Origin of the sequence: Diaphorobacter sp. MNS-0, from assembly GCF_019602835.1 — a bacterium.
Taxonomy (GTDB): Bacteria; Pseudomonadota; Gammaproteobacteria; order Burkholderiales; family Burkholderiaceae_C; genus Diaphorobacter; species Diaphorobacter nitroreducens.
In genome coordinates this window covers 1,436,012-1,454,447 of sequence record NZ_CP080761.1, presented here as the reverse complement: position 1 = coordinate 1,454,447, position 18,436 = coordinate 1,436,012, and the positions used below count along the sequence as shown (strand labels likewise).

17 protein-coding genes are annotated in these 18,436 nt (G+C 64.2%); 15 read left to right on the top strand and 2 right to left on the bottom strand.

The features are described from left to right. The first annotated feature begins 16 nt into the window (after nucleotides 1-16). The 3 genes from K2L43_RS07025 to K2L43_RS07015 are packed head-to-tail and all read left to right on the top strand — an operon-like array spanning nucleotide 17 to nucleotide 3,463. Nucleotides 17-2,455: a heavy metal translocating P-type ATPase gene (locus K2L43_RS07025; protein WP_220638741.1), complete on the top strand. Its 2,439-nt coding sequence runs from the start codon at nucleotides 17-19 to the stop codon at nucleotides 2,453-2,455. A gap of 21 nt (nucleotides 2,456-2,476) precedes the next feature. Continuing rightward, a complete protein-coding gene (locus K2L43_RS07020) occupies nucleotides 2,477-2,767 on the top strand; it encodes a zinc ribbon domain-containing protein (RefSeq protein WP_220638740.1) in 291 nt (96 codons plus the stop codon). Nucleotides 2,768-2,776: 9 nt separating this feature from the next. Then, complete coding sequence (locus K2L43_RS07015; RefSeq protein ID WP_348638355.1) at nucleotides 2,777-3,463, top strand: transporter; 687 nt, start codon at nucleotides 2,777-2,779, stop codon at nucleotides 3,461-3,463. 35 nt (nucleotides 3,464-3,498) lie between these two features. Here K2L43_RS07015 and K2L43_RS07010 read toward each other — a convergent pair whose 3' ends face one another. Beyond that, nucleotides 3,499-4,689 (bottom strand): heavy metal sensor histidine kinase, encoded by a 1,191-nt coding sequence (locus tag K2L43_RS07010; RefSeq protein ID WP_220638976.1) that lies wholly within the window; start codon nucleotides 4,687-4,689, stop codon nucleotides 3,499-3,501. A gap of 128 nt (nucleotides 4,690-4,817) precedes the next feature. Continuing rightward, nucleotides 4,818-5,504 carry a heavy metal response regulator transcription factor gene (locus tag K2L43_RS07005; RefSeq protein WP_220638738.1) on the bottom strand — a complete coding sequence of 229 codons (687 nt, stop codon included), beginning with the start codon at nucleotides 5,502-5,504 and terminating at the stop codon, nucleotides 4,818-4,820. 144 nt (nucleotides 5,505-5,648) lie between these two features. On the opposite strand from K2L43_RS07005, the gene K2L43_RS07000 reads away from it, so the two are divergent. The 12 genes from K2L43_RS07000 (at nucleotide 5,649) to K2L43_RS06945 (ending at nucleotide 18,433) form a co-directional block, all read left to right on the top strand. Further along, complete coding sequence (locus K2L43_RS07000; RefSeq protein ID WP_220638737.1) at nucleotides 5,649-5,984, top strand: DUF4148 domain-containing protein; 336 nt, start codon at nucleotides 5,649-5,651, stop codon at nucleotides 5,982-5,984. 205 nt (nucleotides 5,985-6,189) lie between these two features. Next, complete coding sequence (locus K2L43_RS06995) at nucleotides 6,190-6,543, top strand: hypothetical protein (RefSeq protein WP_220638736.1); 354 nt, start codon at nucleotides 6,190-6,192, stop codon at nucleotides 6,541-6,543. Between the two features lie 166 nt (nucleotides 6,544-6,709). After that, entirely contained in the window at nucleotides 6,710-8,026 is a 1,317-nt protein-coding gene (locus tag K2L43_RS06990; protein WP_196995286.1) for a TolC family protein, read from the top strand. Nucleotides 8,027-8,028: 2 nt separating this feature from the next. Continuing rightward, on the top strand, nucleotides 8,029-9,621 hold the full coding sequence (locus K2L43_RS06985) for an efflux RND transporter periplasmic adaptor subunit (RefSeq protein ID WP_304511170.1): 1,593 nt from the start codon (nucleotides 8,029-8,031) through the stop codon (nucleotides 9,619-9,621). A 16-nt stretch (nucleotides 9,622-9,637) separates the two neighbouring features. Continuing rightward, nucleotides 9,638-12,826 (top strand): CusA/CzcA family heavy metal efflux RND transporter, encoded by a 3,189-nt coding sequence (locus tag K2L43_RS06980; protein WP_220638735.1) that lies wholly within the window; start codon nucleotides 9,638-9,640, stop codon nucleotides 12,824-12,826. Between the two features lie 69 nt (nucleotides 12,827-12,895). After that, on the top strand, nucleotides 12,896-13,789 hold the full coding sequence (locus K2L43_RS06975) for a LysR substrate-binding domain-containing protein (RefSeq protein ID WP_013517141.1): 894 nt from the start codon (nucleotides 12,896-12,898) through the stop codon (nucleotides 13,787-13,789). A 35-nt stretch (nucleotides 13,790-13,824) separates the two neighbouring features. Further along, nucleotides 13,825-14,097, top strand: a complete 273-nt coding sequence (locus K2L43_RS06970) for an EexN family lipoprotein (RefSeq protein ID WP_009523287.1) — start codon at nucleotides 13,825-13,827, stop codon at nucleotides 14,095-14,097. 218 nt (nucleotides 14,098-14,315) lie between these two features. Continuing rightward, entirely contained in the window at nucleotides 14,316-16,316 is a 2,001-nt protein-coding gene (locus K2L43_RS06965) for a conjugal transfer protein TraG (protein WP_041715981.1), read from the top strand. Next, nucleotides 16,313-16,759 (top strand): CopG family transcriptional regulator, encoded by a 447-nt coding sequence (locus tag K2L43_RS06960; protein ID WP_013517139.1) that lies wholly within the window; start codon nucleotides 16,313-16,315, stop codon nucleotides 16,757-16,759. Before K2L43_RS06965 ends, K2L43_RS06960 begins: the two co-directional genes overlap by 4 nt. Next, the gene (gene trbB / locus K2L43_RS06955) at nucleotides 16,756-17,790 is read left to right on the top strand and encodes a P-type conjugative transfer ATPase TrbB (protein WP_013517138.1); all 1,035 of its coding nucleotides are present in this window, start codon (nucleotides 16,756-16,758) and stop codon (nucleotides 17,788-17,790) included. The genes K2L43_RS06960 and trbB overlap by 4 nt, the downstream gene beginning before the upstream one ends. Beyond that, on the top strand, nucleotides 17,787-18,164 hold the full coding sequence (locus K2L43_RS06950; protein WP_013517137.1) for a TrbC/VirB2 family protein: 378 nt from the start codon (nucleotides 17,787-17,789) through the stop codon (nucleotides 18,162-18,164). The genes trbB and K2L43_RS06950 overlap by 4 nt, the downstream gene beginning before the upstream one ends. Beyond that, nucleotides 18,161-18,433 (top strand): VirB3 family type IV secretion system protein, encoded by a 273-nt coding sequence (locus K2L43_RS06945; protein WP_013517136.1) that lies wholly within the window; start codon nucleotides 18,161-18,163, stop codon nucleotides 18,431-18,433. The genes K2L43_RS06950 and K2L43_RS06945 overlap by 4 nt, the downstream gene beginning before the upstream one ends. Nucleotides 18,434-18,436: the final 3 nt, after the last annotated feature.

Genomic DNA, 18,436 nt, shown 5'->3' with positions numbered 1-18,436 from the left:
TGAAAAGGAGAATTTCATGAACTCTGCCCGCCAACGCCAACACGCTGACCCTGCCTGCTGCGGGAGTGGCTGTGCAACAGTGCCTGCGGTGCCCGAGCCAACAGCGTCTGATGGAACGACTATCGAGCCGCAACGCTTTCGCATAGCGAACATGGACTGTGCCTCGGAGGAGTCGGAAATCCGCCGGGCGCTGGAAGGCATGGCGGGGATTCGCAGCCTGCGATTCAACCTGGGGGATCGAGAGCTTGCCATTGCCGCCGATGACCACGCGCTGCCCCAGGCCCTGGAAGCGATCCGCAAAGCGGGTTTCAAGCCAGAACCCCTCGGCGCGAAGAATGTCCAGCGCTTCCGCATTGCGAATATGGACTGTGCCTCGGAGGAGTCGGAAATCCGCCGGGCGTTGGACGGCATGGCGGGAATTCGTAGCCTGCAATTCAATCTGGGCGAACGCGAGTTGGCCATTGCCGCCGATGATCCTGTCTTGCAGCAGGCGCTGGACGCAATCCGCAAGGCAGGCTTCAAGCCGGAACCTCTTGGCGACACAGGCTCGTCGGCTGCTGCGGTTGCCTCGCCAACGGGCTTCTGGACGAGATGGGGCAAATCGCTGGGCGCCCTTGGGTTGGCTGTGGCGGCCGAGGGCTTGGCATTCGCCTTTCCAGACAGCGTACCTGTCAAGGCGCTGGGAATGGCGCTGGCCGCGGCGGCCATCGCGCTGTCGGGTTTCTCGGTTTACGGCAAAGGGCTGGCTGCACTGCGGCAGGGCCGCTTGAACATCAATGCCCTGATGACCGTGGCCGTGACCGGCGCTTTCCTGATCGGCCAGTGGCCCGAAGCGGCGATGGTGATGGCCCTGTATGCGATTGCGGAAGCCATTGAGGCCCGCGCCGTGGATCGGGCGCGCGGCGCCATCAAGAGCCTGCTGGCGCTCGCGCCGGAGCAAGCTGAAGTGCGTCAAGACGATGGCAATTGGGTGCGCATGGGAGTCAAGGAAGTCACCGTGGGCACGACCGTGCGTATTCGCCCCGGCGAGCGCGTTCCGCTGGATGGCATCGTGAGCCTAGGTCAGAGCGCTATTGACCAGTCCCCCGTGACCGGCGAAAGCTTGCCGGTGGACAAGAGCCCCGGCGATGAAGTCTTCGCCGGCACCATCAATCAGGCTGCGGCGTTGGAAATCCGTGTCACGGCCCCCGCGTCCGACAGCACGCTGGCGCGGATCATCCACGCCGTTGAGCAGGCCCAGTCTTCCCGTGCGCCCACGCAGCGTTTCGTGGATCGCTTCGCCGCCGTCTACACGCCTGCGGTGTTCGTCCTGGCCGTTGCCGTTGCGTTGTTGGCGCCCTGGCTCATGGGGCTGACCTGGACGCAGGCCGCCTACAAGGCCCTGGTGCTGCTGGTCATCGCCTGCCCTTGCGCCTTGGTGATTTCCACGCCCGTCACCGTCGTCAGCGGTTTGGCCGCTGGGGCGCGGCGAGGCATCCTGATCAAAGGTGGTGTGTACCTGGAAGAGGCGCGCAAGATCAAGGCCGTGGCGCTGGACAAGACCGGCACCATCACCGAAGGCAAGCCCAAGCTGGTGGCTTTCGAGCCCGTGGACACAGGACTCGGCCAACAAGCCCTGGAGGGGTTGGCCAAGAGCCTCGCAGCGCGGTCGGATCATCCAGTGTCCAAGGCCATTGCGGACGGCGTGTCGTCCGCCACGCAAGAAGTGGATGAGTTTCAGGCTGTTGCCGGGCGCGGCGTGCAGGGGGTGATCGACGGCCATACCTATGTGCTGGCTAACCACCGCTGGATTGAAGAGCGCGGGCAGTGTTCGGCTGACCTCGAAGCCCGCCTTGCAGTGCATGAGCAAGCTGGCCGCACCGTCACGTTGTTGGCCAGCAGCGAACGGGTCATGGCCATCTGTGCAGTAGCCGACACCATCAAATCCTCATCCGCGCAGGCCGTGGCCGACCTGAAGGCATTGGGCGTGACGCCGGTGATGTTGACGGGCGATAACCTGGCGACGGCGCAAACCGTCGGCACCCAGGCGGGCATCGCCGAGGTGCGTGGCAACCTGCTGCCCGAGGACAAGTTGCAGGCCATCGGAGAGCTTCAGCAGCGCTTGGGCGTCACGGCGATGACCGGCGACGGCATCAACGACGCCCCCGCGCTGGCGAAGGCTGACATCGGCTTCGCTATGGGCGGCGCTGGCACCCACACCGCGATGGAGGCCGCCGATGTGGTGGTCATGAATGACGACCTGCGCCGACTACCCGAAACGATCCGACTGTCCAAGCGCACCCACGCCGTGCTGTGGCAGAACATCGTGCTCGCGCTGGGCATCAAGGCGGTTTTCCTGTTGCTGGCCGTCTTCGACGATGCCTCCATGTGGATGGCCGTGTTCGCCGACATGGGGGCGAGCTTGCTGGTGGTCTTCAACGGACTGAGGCTGCTCAGACAGCGGGCGGGTCGATAAAACGGAATACGGAGTTTGAAAATGGGAATCTTAGGTCGAATTTTTGGCGGAGACAGCGGAGGGCATGGCAGTTCCCACGGGCATGGCAATAGCCACGGCCGCGGCAGCTCCAGCGGTCATGATTGGGGGCGCAATCCAACGCCTTCGGCCAGTGGCATCCCATGCCCGCAATGCAAAACGATCAATCCGCAAGGCTCCCGCTTTTGCGGCCAGTGCGGGACATCGCTGGTGCCAGCATCGTGTAAGAAGTGCAGTAGCGTCATTCCCATCGGCGCGAAATTCTGCGCTCAGTGCGGCAACGCAGTAACTTGAATCATGGTGATCTCGGCCTGGATCTACACCTTGATTCCGGCAGCGGCCGCCATCATCGGAGCTACGGTCGCGGTGAACGTGCGGCCGGGGCCAACACTGGTCAGTGCGATTCAGCACTTTGCCGCTGGCGTCGTGTTCGCGGCGGCGGCCGGCGAAATTTTGCCCGACATCATGCACCGCGCCTCACCTTTGGCGACGATGATCGGCGGCGGAATCGGCGTCGCCACCATGCTGCTGGTGAAGCATCTGGAAGCATTGGCGAAGGGGCCAGCCGGTCTCCTGACCGTGATCGGCATCGACATCCTGATTGATGGCTTGGTGCTTGGTATCGGGTTTGCGGCTGGCCCAAAGGTCGGCTTGCTTCTGACCATCGCCCTGACCATTGAGGTTCTGTTCCTGGGATTGACGGTGGCGACGGAACTCGGCGAGAGCGTTCGTTCTCGTGCCAAGGTCATTTGGATTACGTCCGCGCTCGTGCTCTTGCTGCCGATCGGGGCCTTGCTTGGAGCGCCGGTGGCGCTGTTGCCCAACCCTCTTCTGACTGGCTTCTTCGCGTTTGGTCTGATTGCGTTGCTCTACCTCGTGACCGAAGAACTGTTGGTCGAAGCGCACGAAACGCCAGATCGTCCCTGGGTGACGGCGATGTTCTTTGTCGGCTTTCTGGCGCTTCTCCTGCTAGAAGAAGTAATTGGCTAGTAGGCCAGCCTGTTGGTAGGGCGCGACCCGTTGAACTATTGCGTGTTCGGGGTAGGCACCGCGAGCCCGATAGATGTGACGCCGTTGCTCGAATCGACCATAGTCCGCCCTCCGTGCATGCGGGCGATGGCGGCCACGATGGCCAAGCCCAGTCCATGATTGCGGGCGGCATCCGACCGCGCTGCATCTGCCCGGTAGAAGCGGTTGAACAGATTGGGCAAATGCTCGGCTGAGATCGTCGGCCCTTCGTTCATCACCCGCAGGGCGATCTCACCATCCAGTCGGTCGATTTGCACGACAACGGTGCTGTGCGGATGCGCGTGCCGGGTTGCGTTGCCGATCAGGTTGGACAATGCGCGCTGCAATAGGCGCACGTCGGCCAAGCCAGTGGCATCACCATTGATACGAACTTTCAGCCCGGCTTCCTCAATGGCCGCCTCGTGCAATTCCACCACCGCGCGCGCAACGCCGGCCAGACTGGCGACATGCTCGCGGCGGGCTTCAGCTCCTCGGTCGGCTTGCGACAAGAAGAGCATGTACTGCACGATCATCGACATGCGCTGGATATCTTCGAGGTGCGAGCCCAACACATCCCGCAGCGTGTCGGCATCGCGTGCTTTGCGCAAAGCGACTTCGGTGCCCCCCATCAACGTCGCCAACGGCGTGAACAGTTCATGCGCAACGTCAGCATTGAAGGCTTCCAGTTGTTCGTAGGCTTTGTGCAGACGCTTCAGCAATTCGTTGACGTGGGCCACCAGCGGAGCCAGTTCGTCGGGTTGAGCGGAGCCATCCAGAAGCCGGTGCAGAGTATCGGCCTCCAGCGCCTGGATCTGAGCCGAGAGGTCGCGCACTGGACGCAGCCCGATCTGCACCAGCGTAAATCCGCCAACAGCAATCACCACTGCGCCAGCGAGTGCGGCGGCGACGAGCGTGCGGGCTAGACGCTCTAGCACACGATCGTCCTCGCTGACATCAAGACTCAGCACCGCCTGGATGGGGGGAGTGCCGGTCGTAGCCTCGAATCGCATGTCGATCACGCGGTGATGCACTGGAATGCCGGCGCTGGCATAGATGACGCTGCCGTCGGCACGGGTCAGGATCAATTTCATGTCCTGTCGGCCGACCATGCCATCGTCAAGCTTGTGTGCAAGCGTACCGCTTCCCAACCCTGCTGCCTCAGCAATGAGATGGTTCACCTGGATCTGCTGTTGCCGCAGCGTGTCCATCTGCCGCTCTTTGAAGCTCAGTGCGGTGACGGTGTAAATGCCCAGACAGGTCAAGGCCAGCCCGACCAGGGTGAGAAGTGCGAGCCAGCGGGCAAGCCGCCGCCCCAGCGATCCGGCACGCCTGGGTCTCACGACTGCCGATCTTCGAGTACGTAGCCCATGCCACGGACGGTGTGCAGCAGTGGGCGCTCGAAGGGCAGGTCGAGCTTGCTCCGAAGGCGACGCACAGCGACGTCGATCACGTTGGTACCGTGATCGAAGTTCACGTCCCATACTTGCTCCGCGATTTCAGTACGTGACAGAACCTCGCCCTTGCGGCGCAAGAGTAGCGTCAGCAGTTGGAACTCCTTTGCCGACAGGTCGATGCGCTGGCCGGCCCGAGTAGCGCGCCGCCGCGCCAGGTCCACCTGCAAGTCCCCCAGGCACAGCACCAGCGCATCGGGTGCGGGCGCAGTGCCAGCAACGCGGCGCAGCAGCACTTCGATGCGGGCCACCAGCTCGGAAAAGGCGAACGGCTTGACGAGGTAGTCATCCGCTCCCGCCTTCAGCCCGCGTACGCGATCCTCGATGCGATGGCGGGCCGTCAACATGATCACCGGCGTCTGCTTGCTCTGCCGCAGTGCAGCCAGCAAGCCGAAGCCATCGATGCCCGGCAGCATGGTGTCGAGAACGATCAGGTCGTAGTGGCCGTCAGAGGCCATGTGGAGGCCATCGATGCCGTTGGCAGCCACATCGATCACATAGCCTTCTTCAGAGAGTCCCTTGCGAAGATAGTCCGCGAGCTTGGCTTCGTCTTCCACGATCAGCAGCTTCATGCGCAGCGTTCCTGCTGCGGTCTCTCGCAACCTGTCCAAATTGTCATCTGCACGTTTTACTCCCGTTCGGTGCCGGTTCTTACATTGTGCTCATGCCTTCGGGCATATCGATTTTCTGCAAATCACACTGGAAAGGACCATGCAATGAAACTGACCCATCTTGTCGCCATGAAAGCCATTATCCTGGCCACGGCACTGCCCATGGCGGCCCAGGCCGATTCGCTCTGGCACCCCGCGTCCAATGAGCAGGGCTTCACGTATCACCCCGATCATTTCAAGAGTACCAAGACCCGTGCCCAGGTGATGGCCGAAGTCGAGGCCGCCCGTAAGGACGGTACGCTGGCGATACTGCAACGTGGAGCACCGTTGCCCATCAAGAGTTCCGAAGCGCCGAAGACGCGCCAGCAGGTTCTCGATGAGATGCGCAGCGAATCACCAGAAGCTCGACGTGCGCGGCTCGAAATGTACTCCGGCGGTTGACCTGCTGCTGCCCGTACCCTGCGCTGTGGCGCCCCCTCGTGTCGCCCCAGTCGTCAAAGCGGCCACAACTCGCCGAATATCGAAGCGGCTCTGATTTGATGCAGGATGAACCTGAGAGGAGGCACGCTACGCGCACGGGGCTCTGAGAAAACCCAAGCAGCGAGGAGTGGCAAAGTAAAGCCTGTACTGCTACACTGTTACCCCTATGCGCAAATGGCTGGCCCTCGTCTTGCTGGTGTTCTTGCCGCTCCAATTCAGTTGGGCGGCTGTGGCCAGTTATTGCCAGCATGAAACCGGGGCTGCGGCCAAGCACTTCGGCCACCATGCGCACCAGCACAAGGCGGCCGACGGCAAGGACGCCAGCCCTGATCCGGCCAAGACCCTGGGCGGCGATCCTGATTGCCCGTCCTGTCATGCCGGGTGCTTCTCGGTCTTGTCAGGGGATGTCAAGCTGGCGTCGTCGATCAGCCCGTCCCTGGATACGGCGTACCACCCGGAGAGCCTTGCCGCGCCTCCACCCGAACGTTTAGAGCGCCCTCGGTGGCGTGCCCTCGCCTGATCGGCGGGGAGCGCGTTCCTTTCTCTTCGTCCTCACCCCTGCCGTCGCGCATGGCGCGCTACGGTATCCAGCCGGCTTCGTGCGGCTGATGTGACGACGTTGCTGGCGATCATCTGGATCGCCCCCCGCCGATTCCCTCGTGTATTTCAAGTCACTGGAGAATCGGATGTTGAAGGGTATTCACAATCACAACGCAAGGGCAACGGCGGCAGGCTTGCTCCTTGCGTTCACGGCAGGGCTGGCTTTCGCCCAGCCGCTGCCAGCGCTGCCGGGCAATGCCCAAAGCGGGGCGCAGACTGAAGCAACGGCTCCACTGAGCCTGCAAAAAGCCATCGCGCTGGCTTTGGAAGCCAATCTTGACCTGACCGTCGCTCAGCGGGAAGTCGAGGCCGTGCAAGGCCAGGTGCTTCAGGCGCAAGCGCGCCGCAACCCCGAACTGGCGTATGCGCTTGAAGACCAGCGCACGCAAACCCGCACCCAAAGCGCTCAGATCAACCTGCCCATCGAATTGGGCGGCAAGCGCGCTGCCCGCATCACGGCGGCAGAGCGTGGGCGTGACGTTGCGGTCGAGGAGTTGAACGCGCGTCGCGTCGAAATTCGCGCCGCCGTGGTCGCCGCCTTCTTCGATGCGCTGGCAGCCCAGGATCGCACGGCCTTGGCCCAGGACAGCGTTGACTTGGCCAGGAAAGCGACGGACGCCGTTGCCAAGCGCGTGATGGCGGGCAAGGTCTCTCCGGTCGAGGAAACCAAGGCCCGGGTGGCCGAGGCCGGCGTGCGGGTTGAACTGGCGCAGGCCCAAAGCGAACAGCGCAGCGCCCGCGCACGGCTGGCCAGCTTGCTGGGGGCCAGCCCGCCACAGTTCACCCAGGTGTCGGGCAGTGTGGATGATCTCCCGGTCGTCCCTTCGCTGGATGACATCCAGCAGCGCCTGTCGGCCTCGTCGGCATTGCGCCGGGCGCAGTTGGAAGTTGAACGCCGCAGGTCATTGGCTGACGTGGAGCGGAGCAAGCAAACGCCAGATGTCACGGTCAGCCTGGGCGTGAAGCGCCCGAACGAGCTTGCGCGCAATCAGTTGATGCTCGGCGTTTCCGTGCCGCTGCCTTTGTTCGACCGCAATCAGGGCAACTTGCTGGAAGCGTTGAAGCGTGAAGACAAGGCGCGGGACGAACTCCAGGCGTTGAACCTGCGCCTGAGCACGGAAGTGCTGCAAGCCCGCGAACGGCTGACGTTGGTTCGCGGCGAGATCGACGTGTTGCAGCGCGAGGTACTGCCTGGGGCCAAGAGCGCCTATGACGCGGCCACCGTGGGTTTTGGCTACGGAAAGTTCAATTTCCTGGAAGTGCTGGACGCGCAACGCACCTACTTCGCCGCCCAATCCCAATACCTCAAGGCACTGGCCGAAGCGCATCGCGCGGCGGCGGACATGGATCGCGTGATCGGCGCATCCGAACCCACGACCACCCCGCCCGCGAACAAGGAATGAACATGAAATTCGACACGAACAAACTGAACGTCGGCAAGAAGCAATGGATTGCCATCGCCGTGATCGCCGTTGTGGGCGTTGGACTGGGCGGCGCCATCCTCGGCGGCAAGACGGGCAAGAGCGCCGAAGGCGAGGGCCACAGCAGCCACGTTGAAGCCAAGGCCCACAGCGATGGTGAGCATCATGGCAAGACAAGCGATGCGCAGCACGAGGACGACAAGGGCCATGCGGATGGCGAGCACCATGAAGGGCCGGGCAAGGGGCCGCATGGCGGCAAGCTGTTCAATGAAGGGGATTTCGGATTGGAGGCATTGCTCGCCGAAGACGGCGGCGAGCCGCGCCTACGCATCTGGCTGTACGACAAGGGCAAGGCGCTGGCCGCCAGCGCCGCCAAGGTCAGCGCCACCGTTTCGCGTTTGACCGGCGAGAAGCAGGCGCTCAATTTCGCGCCCGACAAAGACAGTCTGCTGAGTCGCGAGACCGTGCCGGAGCCCCATGCGTTCGAGATCAACATCGTGGCACAAACGGCCAATGCGCCTTTCAGGTTCAGCTTCAGCCAGGAAGAGGGGAAAGTCGAACTCAGCGATGCGCAAATCAAGGCGGCATCCATCGGCATCGACACCGCAGGGGCTGCAAGCATCAAGTCTGCCCTGCAATTGCCGGGCGAGATCCGCCTGAACGAAGACCGCACCTCGCATGTCGTCCCGCGCATGGCGGGCGTGGTCGAGAGCGTGCAGGCCAGCTTGGGACAAACGGTCAAGAAGGGACAGGTGCTGGCGGTCATAACCAGCCCGACCGCCTCCGAGCAGCGCAGCGAATTGCAGACGGCGCAAAAGCGGCTGGCTTTGGCCAAGACCACCTTCGAGCGCGAGAAGCGGCTGTGGGAACAGAAGATTTCCGCCGAGCAGGATTACCTGCAAGCCGGGCAGGCATTGAACGAGGCGCAGGTCGCCGTGGCCAACGCGCAGCAGAAGCTGTCTGCCGTGGGCCTGGCCCCAGGGTCTTCGGGCGGGCTGAACCGCCTGGAGTTGCGCGCACCCTTCGATGGCGTGGTGATTGAAAAGCACCTCAGCCAGGGCGAAGCCGTCAAGGAAGACGCTGCCGTGTTCACTGTGTCTGACCTGGGCCAGGTCTGGGCGGAAATCAACGTGCCTGCCAAGGATTTGCCGCTCGTCCGAGTGGGCGAAAAAGTCAACATCAAGGCCACGGCCTTCGATGCCAGCGCGCAAGGCACCATCACTTTCGTGGGCGCGTTGATCGGCGAGCAGACCCGCACGGCCAAGGCCCGCGTGGTCTTGGCCAATCCGCAGGGCGCGTGGCGTCCCGGCCTGTTCGTCAATGTGGAAGTGACCGCATCCGAGGCCAACGTGCCCGTCACTGTGGCCAGCGATGCGATACAGAGCGTGGGCGACAAGCCCGTCGTCTTCGTCAAGGTGAATGACGGCTTCGTGGCCCAGCCCGTGCAGTTGGGCCGCAGCGACGGCAAGCGCGTCGAGGTGCTGCAAGGGCTCCAAGCCGGGGCAGCGTATGCGGCGGCAGGCAGTTTCGTCGTGAAGTCCGAACTCGGCAAAGCCTCTGCCGAACACACCCATTGATGCCGGAGCCACGTCCATGTTTGAAAAACTTATTCGCGCGGCCATCGAGCACCGATGGCTGGTGCTGCTGGCCGCCATCGGCATGGCCGCCATTGGCGTATTCAGCTATCAGAAGCTGCCCATCGACGCCGTTCCGGACATCACCAACGTCCAGGTGCAGATCAATACGCAGGCGCCGGGCTATTCGCCGCTGGAGGTCGAGCAACGGGTGACGTACCCGATTGAAACGGTGATGGCGGGCCTGCCCAACCTGGAGCAGACCCGCTCCCTGTCGCGCTATGGTCTGTCGCAAGTGACGGTGATCTTCAAGGACGGCACCGACATCTACTTCGCGCGCCAGTTGGTCAATGAGCGCATCCAGGAGGCACGCGACAAACTGCCCGCCGGCATCACGCCTGCACTGGGGCCGATTTCCACCGGCCTGGGCGAAATTTACCTGTGGACGGTCGAGGCCAAGGACGGTGCGAAGAAGCCCAACGGCACACCCTACACGGCCACCGACCTGCGCGAGATCCAGGACTGGATCATCAAGCCGCAGTTGCGCAACGTGCCCGGCGTGACGGAAATCAACTCGATCGGCGGCTATGCCAAGGAATACCAGATCGCGCCTATCCCCGCGCGTCTGGCTTCGTTGGGCGTCACCCTGCAAGACATCGTGACGGCGCTGGACCGCAACAACGGCAACGTGGGCGCGGGCTACATCGAAAAGCGCGGCGAGCAGTATCTGATCCGGGCGCCTGGGCAGGTCAAGACGCTGGAGGACATCGGCAACGTCATCCTCAGCAGCGCGGGCGGGGTGCCCATCCGCGTGCGCGACGTGGCGGACGTTGGGATGGGGCGCGAACTGCGCACCGGTGCCGCCACGGACAACGGCCGTGAAGTGGTGCTGGGCACGGTCTTCATGCTCATCGGCCAGAACAGTCGCACGGTGTCGCAGGCCGTGGACAAGAAAATGGTGGAGATCAACCGCAGCCTGCCCGAGGGCGTGCACGCGGTGACGGTCTACGACCGCACCGTGCTGGTGGACAAGGCCATCGCCACGGTGAAGAAGAACCTGCTGGAAGGCGCGATCCTGGTGATCGTCATCCTGTTTCTGTTCCTGGGCAACATCCGTGCGGCCATCATCACGGCGACGGTGATTCCCTTGTCGATGCTGTTCACCTTCACGGGCATGGTGCATTACAAGGTGAGCGCCAACCTGATGAGCCTGGGGGCGCTGGATTTCGGCATCATCATCGACGGGGCGGTGGTGATCGTCGAAAACTGCGTGCGCCGCCTGGCCCATGCGCAGGCCCACTACGGCAGGCCCTTGACGCGCACGGAGCGCTTCCACGAGGTGTTCCTGGCGTCCAAGGAATCGCGCCGCGCGCTGCTGTTCGGACAGCTCATCATCATGGTGGTGTACTTACCCATCTTCGCCCTGACGGGCGTGGAAGGGAAGATGTTCCACCCGATGGCGTTCACCGTGGTGGCCGCGCTGGTGGGGGCCATGATCCTGTCGGTGACTTTCATTCCGGCGGCGGTCGCCCTGTTCATCGGCCATCGGGTCAGCGAGACGGAAAACTTCTTGGTGGTGCAAGCCAAGCGCTGGTACGGCCCGTTGCTGGATCGCGTGATGGCGGCCAAGGCCGTGGTGTTGGCGGCAGCCGCCGTGGCGATTGTGCTGTGCGGCCTGATTGCCACCCGCATGGGCAGCGAGTTCGTGCCCAGCCTGAACGAGGGCGACTTCGCCATCCAGGCCCTGCGCATTCCGGGTACCAGCCTGACGCAATCGGTGGCGATGCAGCAGCAACTGGAAGCGACGCTGAAGGCCAAATTCCCTGAGATCGACCGCGTTTTTGCGCGCACTGGCACGGCGGAAATCGCCTCCGACCCGATGCCGCCGAACATTTCCGACGGCTACATCATGCTCAAGCCCCTGTCCGAGTGGCCCGAGCCGCGCAAGTCACGCGACGAATTGCTGGCGGCCATTCAGGAGACCGTGGGCAAGGTGCCGGGGAACAACTATGAGTTCTCGCAGCCGATCCAGTTGCGCTTCAACGAACTCATCTCGGGAGTGCGCAGTGATGTGGCAGTGAAGATTTTTGGCGACGACATGGATGTCTTGAACAAGACGGGTGAGGAAGTCTCATCCATGTTGCAGAAGATTCCTGGCGCGTCCGAGGTCAAGGTGGAGCAGACCACCGGCTTGCCGATGCTGACCGTGAACATCGACCGCCAGAAAGCCGCACGCTACGGGCTGAACGTAGCCGACATCCAGGACGTGGTGGCCACGGCCATCGGCGGGCGCGAGGCCGGCACCTTGTTTGAAGGCGACCGCCGTTTCGACATCCTGGTTCGCCTGCCGGAATCGTTGCGCAACGACCTGGAAAGCATGAAGCGCCTGCCGATTCCGCTGCCGCGCGCAACGGGTGGCACGGGTGGCGCCGAGGGCCGAACCAACTTCATCCAACTGGCCGAGGTGGCGAGCTTCGAGCTGGCGCCCGGCCCCAACCAGGTCAGCCGGGAAAACGGCAAGCGCCGCATCGTGGTCAGCGCCAACGTGCGCGGTCGTGACGTGGGCTCCTTCGTGGCCGACGCCGAGGCCGCGCTGGCGCAGGTCAAGATTCCCACGGGCTATTGGACGAGTTGGGGTGGCACGTTCGAGAACCTGCAATCCGCTACGCAGCGCTTGCAAATCGTCGTGCCGGTGTCGCTGCTGCTGGTCTTCGTGCTGCTGTTCGCCATGTTCGGCAACGTCAAGGACGGCTTGCTGGTCTTCACCGGCATTCCGTTCGCGCTGACCGGCGGCATCCTGGCGCTGTGGCTGCGCGACATTCCCCTGTCGATCTCCGCCGCCGTCGGCTTCATCGCGCTGTCGGGCGTCGCCGTGCTCAATGGCCTGGTGATGATTTCCTACATCCGCAGCCTGCGTGAGGCTGGAACGCCGCTGGACGAAGCCATCCGCGAGGGCGCGCTGACGCGCTTGCGGCCGGTGCTGATGACGGCCCTGGTGGCATCGCTGGGCTTCATCCCGATGGCCATTGCTACGGGCACCGGCGCGGAAGTACAGCGGCCGTTGGCCACCGTGGTGATTGGCGGCATCTTGTCTTCCACCATGCTGACGCTGCTGGTGTTGCCGATCCTGTACCGGCTGGCCCATCGCCCGGATGAGCAGGAAGAGGATGTCACGGCAGAGCCAGCACATGAGGGCGTAACCGCTTGAAAGGACAAACGATGAACGCCGTTACGGCACCACGACAGACTCCTTTAAGCTTTACAGGGACATCGACTCATGGAATTGCGTCACCTCCGGTACTTTCTGGCCGTTGCCGAAGAGCTTCACTTCGCCCGCGCTGCGGAGCGGTTGCATATCGAACAGTCACCACTGTCGCGCGCCATCAGGGAATTGGAAGAGGAATTGGGCGCGCAACTGTTCGTGCGTACCAGCCGCAGCACGCGCCTGACGCTGGCGGGCAAGCTGCTGATGGAGAACGCGCCTCGCGTGCTGCTGGCGCTGGACCAGGCGCGTGAGAGCGTGAAGGCGGCAGCCAATGGCTTTCACGGCCGGTTGCGCGTGGCGCTGTCCGACGGCATCACCCCCTCGCGCCTGCCGGCGCTGCTGGCGCGCTGCCGCGAGGAAGACCCGGAGATCGAGATCCGCCTGTTCGAGGTGCCGCTGGCCCAGCAACTCAGCGGCCTGCGTGACGATCTATACGACGCGGGCTTCTCGATGGCCGACGAGGTGGGCGACGGCATCATCATCGAACCCGCCTGGGAGGATGAGCTGATGGTCGCCATGCCCGCGCGCCATGAACTACTGGCCCACAGGCGGGTACCGCTGGATGAAGTGCTGCAACATCCCCTGGTGCTGGGCGACCCGGCAGTTTGCGAAGGCCATGCCAAGCAGATCGACCGCATCCTGCGCAAGCAGGACCGGGAGCCCTTGATCGAACAGTACGTCGCCACGTTCGACGTGATGATGACTTTCGTGTCGGCCGGCTTGGCGCTGGGGCTCGCAGGCGCCGCGCACATCGCTTCCAGCCGCGAGCCGGGCGTGGTGGGCCGACCGCTCGCGGGAAAGTCGCCCATGCTCACTACCTATCTGCTGCGCCGCGACGCCGAGCCGTCGCAGGCGCTAGCCCGCTTTATCGAGCGGGTCGAAGCCCTGGGACCGGGAGACGCTTAGCCATTGGCCCCGTTTCACTTCGGAGGATTCAAGCCATGAACCTATCCAAGATCATCGCTATGTCGTCGCTAGCAGTTCTGCTGGTCGCCTGCGGCAAGTCTGAGCCGTCCAAGCCCGCCGCCGTGCCCAGCGTGGAGGAACTGGCTGCTGACCCCGTGCGTTTGCGAGAACTGCGCCAGCAGTGCAAGACGGATCGTCCGACGATGGGCGACGTGCTGTGCAACCGAGTGGCCGAGGCGACGAACCGGCGTTTCCTGGGTGACGGCAAGGTGCCTTATACGCCGCCGAAGGAACCGCCGAAGTTCTGATGGTCGGTTTGCCGCAACGCACCTGCGCGTGCCTGCGCCTTTTTGCGCGCTGCGCAGCAGCGCGCCCGTTGTGGCGGTCTTTCGCCCCAGTTCTTCCCTGCCGGAAACCATGCTTTTTGCGGCATCAACCTGCCGATAACGGTCTTTGACCGGCACGCCCAGCGGCACTGATCCTCACGAGGGCGGCACATGCCTGTGCCGCGATCGGAGGCTGGATGATGCAGGGAACGAACGTGCTGTTCGGTCAGATTGCCGTGGTGTTCGGCATCGTGATCGCTGGGGTGTGGAGCGCCACGCAATGGACAGCCGCCGCCCTGGGCTATCAGCTACGCCTTGGCTCGCCCTGGTTCGATTTCTTCGGTACGCCGGTCTATCACCCGTGGCGGCTGTTCGAGTGGTGGTTCGTCTTCGATGCCTATGCGCCGCGCGTGTTCGACACCGGCGGCGCCATCGCAGGCGGCAGCGGATTGCTGGCGGTGGTGGTCGCCATCGGCATGTCGATCTGGCGCTCGCGGCAATCGCGCCTGGTCACGACCTACGGCTCGGCCCGCTGGGCGAACGCGGATGACATTCGCAAGGCCGGCCTCACGCAGCCGACCGGCGTGTTCCTCGGCCAGCACGACCACCAGTACCTGCGCCATGAAGGCCCGGAACACATCCTGACCTTCGCGCCCACGCGCTCGGGCAAGGGCGTGGGCCTCGTGGTGCCGACGCTGCTTTCCTGGCCAGCTTCGGCCGTCATCCACGACATCAAAGGCGAGAACTGGCAGATCACCGCCGGTTGGCGCTCGCGCTTTTCGCATTGCTTGCTGTTCAACCCGACGGATAGCCAGTCAGCGGCCTACAACCCGCTGCTGGAAGTGCGGCGCGGCGTGCATGAAGTCCGCGACGTGCAGAACATCGCCGACATTCTGGTCGATCCCGAAGGGGCGTTAGAGAAACGCAATCATTGGGAGAAGACCAGCCATGCGCTGCTGGTCGGCGCGATTCTGCACGTGCTCTATGCCGGCGAGGACAAGACGCTGTGCGGCGTCGCCAACTTCCTGTCTGACCCGGCTTGCCCGTTCGAGCTGACGCTGCACCGGATGATGACGACCCTGCACCTGGGCGATCGCTCGCACCCGGTGGTGGCGTCGGCCGCGCGCGAAGTGCTCAACAAATCGGACAACGAGCGTTCCGGCGTGTTGAGCACCGCCATGTCGTTCCTCGGCCTGTACCGTGACCCCACGGTGGCCGAAGTCACATCGCGCTGCGACTGGCGCATCGCCGACCTGATCGCGGCCGAGCATCCGGTGTCGCTGTACCTGGTGGTGCCGCCTTCGGACATTTCGCGCACGAAGCCGCTCATTCGCCTGATCCTCAACCAGATCGGCCGGCGCCTCACCGAATCGCTCGATGGCTCCGATGGCATCGAGCGCCGTCACAAGCTGCTGCTGATGCTCGATGAGTTTCCGGCGCTGGGGCGCCTGGACTTCTTCGAGACGGCGCTGGCCTTCATGGCGGGCTACGGCATCCGCAGCTTTCTCATCGCGCAGTCGCTCAACCAGATCGACAAGGCGTATGGGCAGAACCATTCCATCCTCGACAACTGCCATGTGCGCGTGACGTTCGCCACGAACGACGAGCGCACCGCCAAGCGGATCTCCGAGACGCTGGGTACGGCCACCGAGCTGCGCGCCCAGCGCAACTACGCGGGCCACCGGCTTGCGCCGTGGCTGGGCCACCTGATGGTGTCGCGCCAGGAAACCGCGCGTCCGCTGCTGACGCCGGGTGAAGTCATGCAGCTTCCGCCCGACGAGGCCGTGGTGATGGTGTCCAGCGTGGCACCGATCAAGGCGAAGAAGCTGCGCTACTACGCGGACGCCAATTTCAAGCGCCGCGTGCTGCCGCCGCCTGTGCTTGCAGGCGGTCAGTACGCCGACGCGCCGCCGCTACGCCCGGACGACTGGAGCGGGCTGGCGATCCCCGCCGTGCCCGCCGCACCGGCCACGGCATCCGCCGATGGCCTGGGTTCCACGGATGAAGGCGGCCCGCGCCGTCAGCCTGAACTCTCCGAAACCGTCGCCTACGACCCCGAGCTGGCCGCGCCCGCAGCCGACCTCGGGTTGCTCGATGACGACGACGACTTGCCGCTTCCCCTTCCGCGCCAGCTTGATCCGGCCATGCAGCGCACGGCCCGGCTGGCTTCCCTCGACCCTGACGACGGAATCGACCTATGACCCAACACCGCCTCAACGTGTTCATCCAGCCTGAGCATGGCAAGCGGCTCGACGAACTGGCCGCCAAGAAAGGCGTATCCAAGTCCAGCATCGTCGCTGCCGCCTTGGCATCGTGGCTGTCGCCCGATGCCGCCGACCAGCGCGAAGCAGCAATTGCCAAGCGCCTGGATCGCTTGTCACGGCACGCCGAGCGCATGGAGCGCGACCTGAACATCCAGATCGAGACGCTGGCACTGTTCATCCGCTACTTCCTCACGGTGAGCACGCCCGTGCCCGAAGCGCATCAGGACGCAGCGCGCGCCCAGGGCAAGGCGCGCTTCGAGCAGTTCGTCGAACAACTCGGGCGGCATTTGCTGCGCGGTCGCAGTCTGGTGCGGGACGTGGTGGAAGAACTGCATCCAGACCCGGCACGCATGGACGACGCGCAGGAGCGCGCGTCATGAGCGCCGTTCCTTCCTTCACCGCCGTTTCCCTGGATCGCCGCATCCAGATGCTGCGCACGGCAATGGGGCCGCTGATCGCCGCCGCGCTGGAAGACCCCGACGTAGTGGAAGTCATGCTGAACCCGGATCGAACCTTGTGGATCGACCGGCTTTCGTCGGGTCGCGCACCGATGGGTGTGGAGCTGTCCGAGGCGGACGGTGAACGCATCATCCGCCTCGTCGCGGCCCACGTCGGCGCCGAGGTGCATCGCGGTCAGCCGCTCCTGACGGCGGAGCTGCCCGAGACGGGCGAGCGCTTCGAGGGCATCTTGCCGCCCGCCGCACCGGGGCCGGCCTTCGCCTTGCGCAAGCGCGCCTTTGGCGTGATCCCGCTGTCGCGCTACATCGAGGACGGAATGATGACCGCCGCGCAGGCGGGTCTGCTGGTGCGCGCCGTGCGCGAGCGCCAAAACATCCTGATCGCAGGTGGGACGAGCACCGGCAAGACCACCTTGGCCAATGCGCTACTGGCGGAGATCGCCGCCACGGGCGACCGCGTGCTGGTGCTCGAAGACACTGTGGAGCTGCAATGCGCGGCCCGCGACCATGTGCCGCTGCGCACACGCCAGGGCGTCGTGTCCATGACCGAGTTGGTGCGTTCGTCCATGCGCCTGCGCCCGGATCGCGTGGTCGTCGGCGAGGTACGCGGCGCCGAAGCGCTGGATCTCATCAAGGTGTGGGGTACAGGCCATCCGGGCGGCATTGCCACGATCCATGCCGGCTCCGCGCTGGGCGCGCTGCTGCGTTTGGAGCAACTGATCCTCGAAGTGGCGGTGAACCCGCCCCGTGCGTTGATCGCGGAAGCGGTCAATGTGGTCATCCACATCGCTGGGCGCGGGCGCAAGCGCCGCATCGAGAGCATCGCCCGCGTCATCGGCTTCGATGGCGTGGGCTACCACCTGGCGGATGCGCTTGAGGCTCCATTCCCGGAGCTGCTGCCGCAGTCCGACCTTTCCTCCCCGTCCCCCGACCACTCTGGAGAACTTCCATGACGCACGTTGATGCTTTCCGTATTTCCGCAAATCCGCTTCCTCGGCCCGCACGGCTGCATGGCTTGGCTCGCCCGGCCATTCAGGGCTTGATGCTCGCTGCCTTCATGCTGCTGCTCGCAGGTACTGCGCAGGCCGCCGGTTCTTCGATGCCCTGGGAAGGACCGCTGCAATCTATCCTCGAATCCATCCAGGGGCCGGTGGCGCGCATCGTCGCAGTCATCATCATCATCGCCACGGGCTTGGCGCTGGCCTTCGGCGATACCTCGGGCGGCTTCCGCAAGCTGATCCAGATCGTGTTTGGCCTGTCCATCGCGTTCGCCGCTTCGAGCTTCTTCCTGTCGTTCTTCAGCTTCTCCGGTGGGGCCGTCGTATGAACGGCCCGCACGATGGAATGCCCGGCTTCGAGGTGCCGCTACATCGGTCTCTGACCGAGCCGATCCTGATGGGCGGCGCTCCGCGCACCGTGGCCATCACCAACGGCACGCTGGCCGCCGCCGTGGGCCTGGGCCTGCAACTGTGGATTCCCGGCGTGGTGCTGTGGATCGCCGGCCATTCGCTGGCGGTGTGGGGTGCCCGAGTCGATCCGCAGTTCATGGCCGTGTTCGCGCGGCACATCAAGCACCGGCCGCTGCTGGACGTGTGAGGG

Coding starts and splice junctions, on each gene's coding strand:
- K2L43_RS06950 (WP_013517137.1), top strand. CDS start 17,787: ATGACGCACGTTGATGCTTTCCGTATTTCCGCAAATCCGCTTCCTCGG.
- K2L43_RS06990 (WP_196995286.1), top strand. CDS start 6,710: ATGTTGAAGGGTATTCACAATCACAACGCAAGGGCAACGGCGGCAGGC.
- K2L43_RS07020 (WP_220638740.1), top strand. CDS start 2,477: ATGGGAATCTTAGGTCGAATTTTTGGCGGAGACAGCGGAGGGCATGGC.
- K2L43_RS06965 (WP_041715981.1), top strand. CDS start 14,316: ATGCAGGGAACGAACGTGCTGTTCGGTCAGATTGCCGTGGTGTTCGGC.
- K2L43_RS07010 (WP_220638976.1), bottom strand. CDS start 4,689: ATGGACACGCTGCGGCAACAGCAGATCCAGGTGAACCATCTCATTGCT.
- K2L43_RS06970 (WP_009523287.1), top strand. CDS start 13,825: ATGAACCTATCCAAGATCATCGCTATGTCGTCGCTAGCAGTTCTGCTG.
- K2L43_RS06975 (WP_013517141.1), top strand. CDS start 12,896: ATGGAATTGCGTCACCTCCGGTACTTTCTGGCCGTTGCCGAAGAGCTT.
- K2L43_RS06985 (WP_304511170.1), top strand. CDS start 8,029: ATGAAATTCGACACGAACAAACTGAACGTCGGCAAGAAGCAATGGATT.
- K2L43_RS07000 (WP_220638737.1), top strand. CDS start 5,649: ATGAAACTGACCCATCTTGTCGCCATGAAAGCCATTATCCTGGCCACG.
- K2L43_RS06980 (WP_220638735.1), top strand. CDS start 9,638: ATGTTTGAAAAACTTATTCGCGCGGCCATCGAGCACCGATGGCTGGTG.
- K2L43_RS07025 (WP_220638741.1), top strand. CDS start 17: ATGAACTCTGCCCGCCAACGCCAACACGCTGACCCTGCCTGCTGCGGG.
- K2L43_RS07005 (WP_220638738.1), bottom strand. CDS start 5,504: ATGAAGCTGCTGATCGTGGAAGACGAAGCCAAGCTCGCGGACTATCTT.
- K2L43_RS06995 (WP_220638736.1), top strand. CDS start 6,190: ATGCGCAAATGGCTGGCCCTCGTCTTGCTGGTGTTCTTGCCGCTCCAA.
- K2L43_RS06960 (WP_013517139.1), top strand. CDS start 16,313: ATGACCCAACACCGCCTCAACGTGTTCATCCAGCCTGAGCATGGCAAG.
- trbB (WP_013517138.1), top strand. CDS start 16,756: ATGAGCGCCGTTCCTTCCTTCACCGCCGTTTCCCTGGATCGCCGCATC.
- K2L43_RS06945 (WP_013517136.1), top strand. CDS start 18,161: ATGAACGGCCCGCACGATGGAATGCCCGGCTTCGAGGTGCCGCTACAT.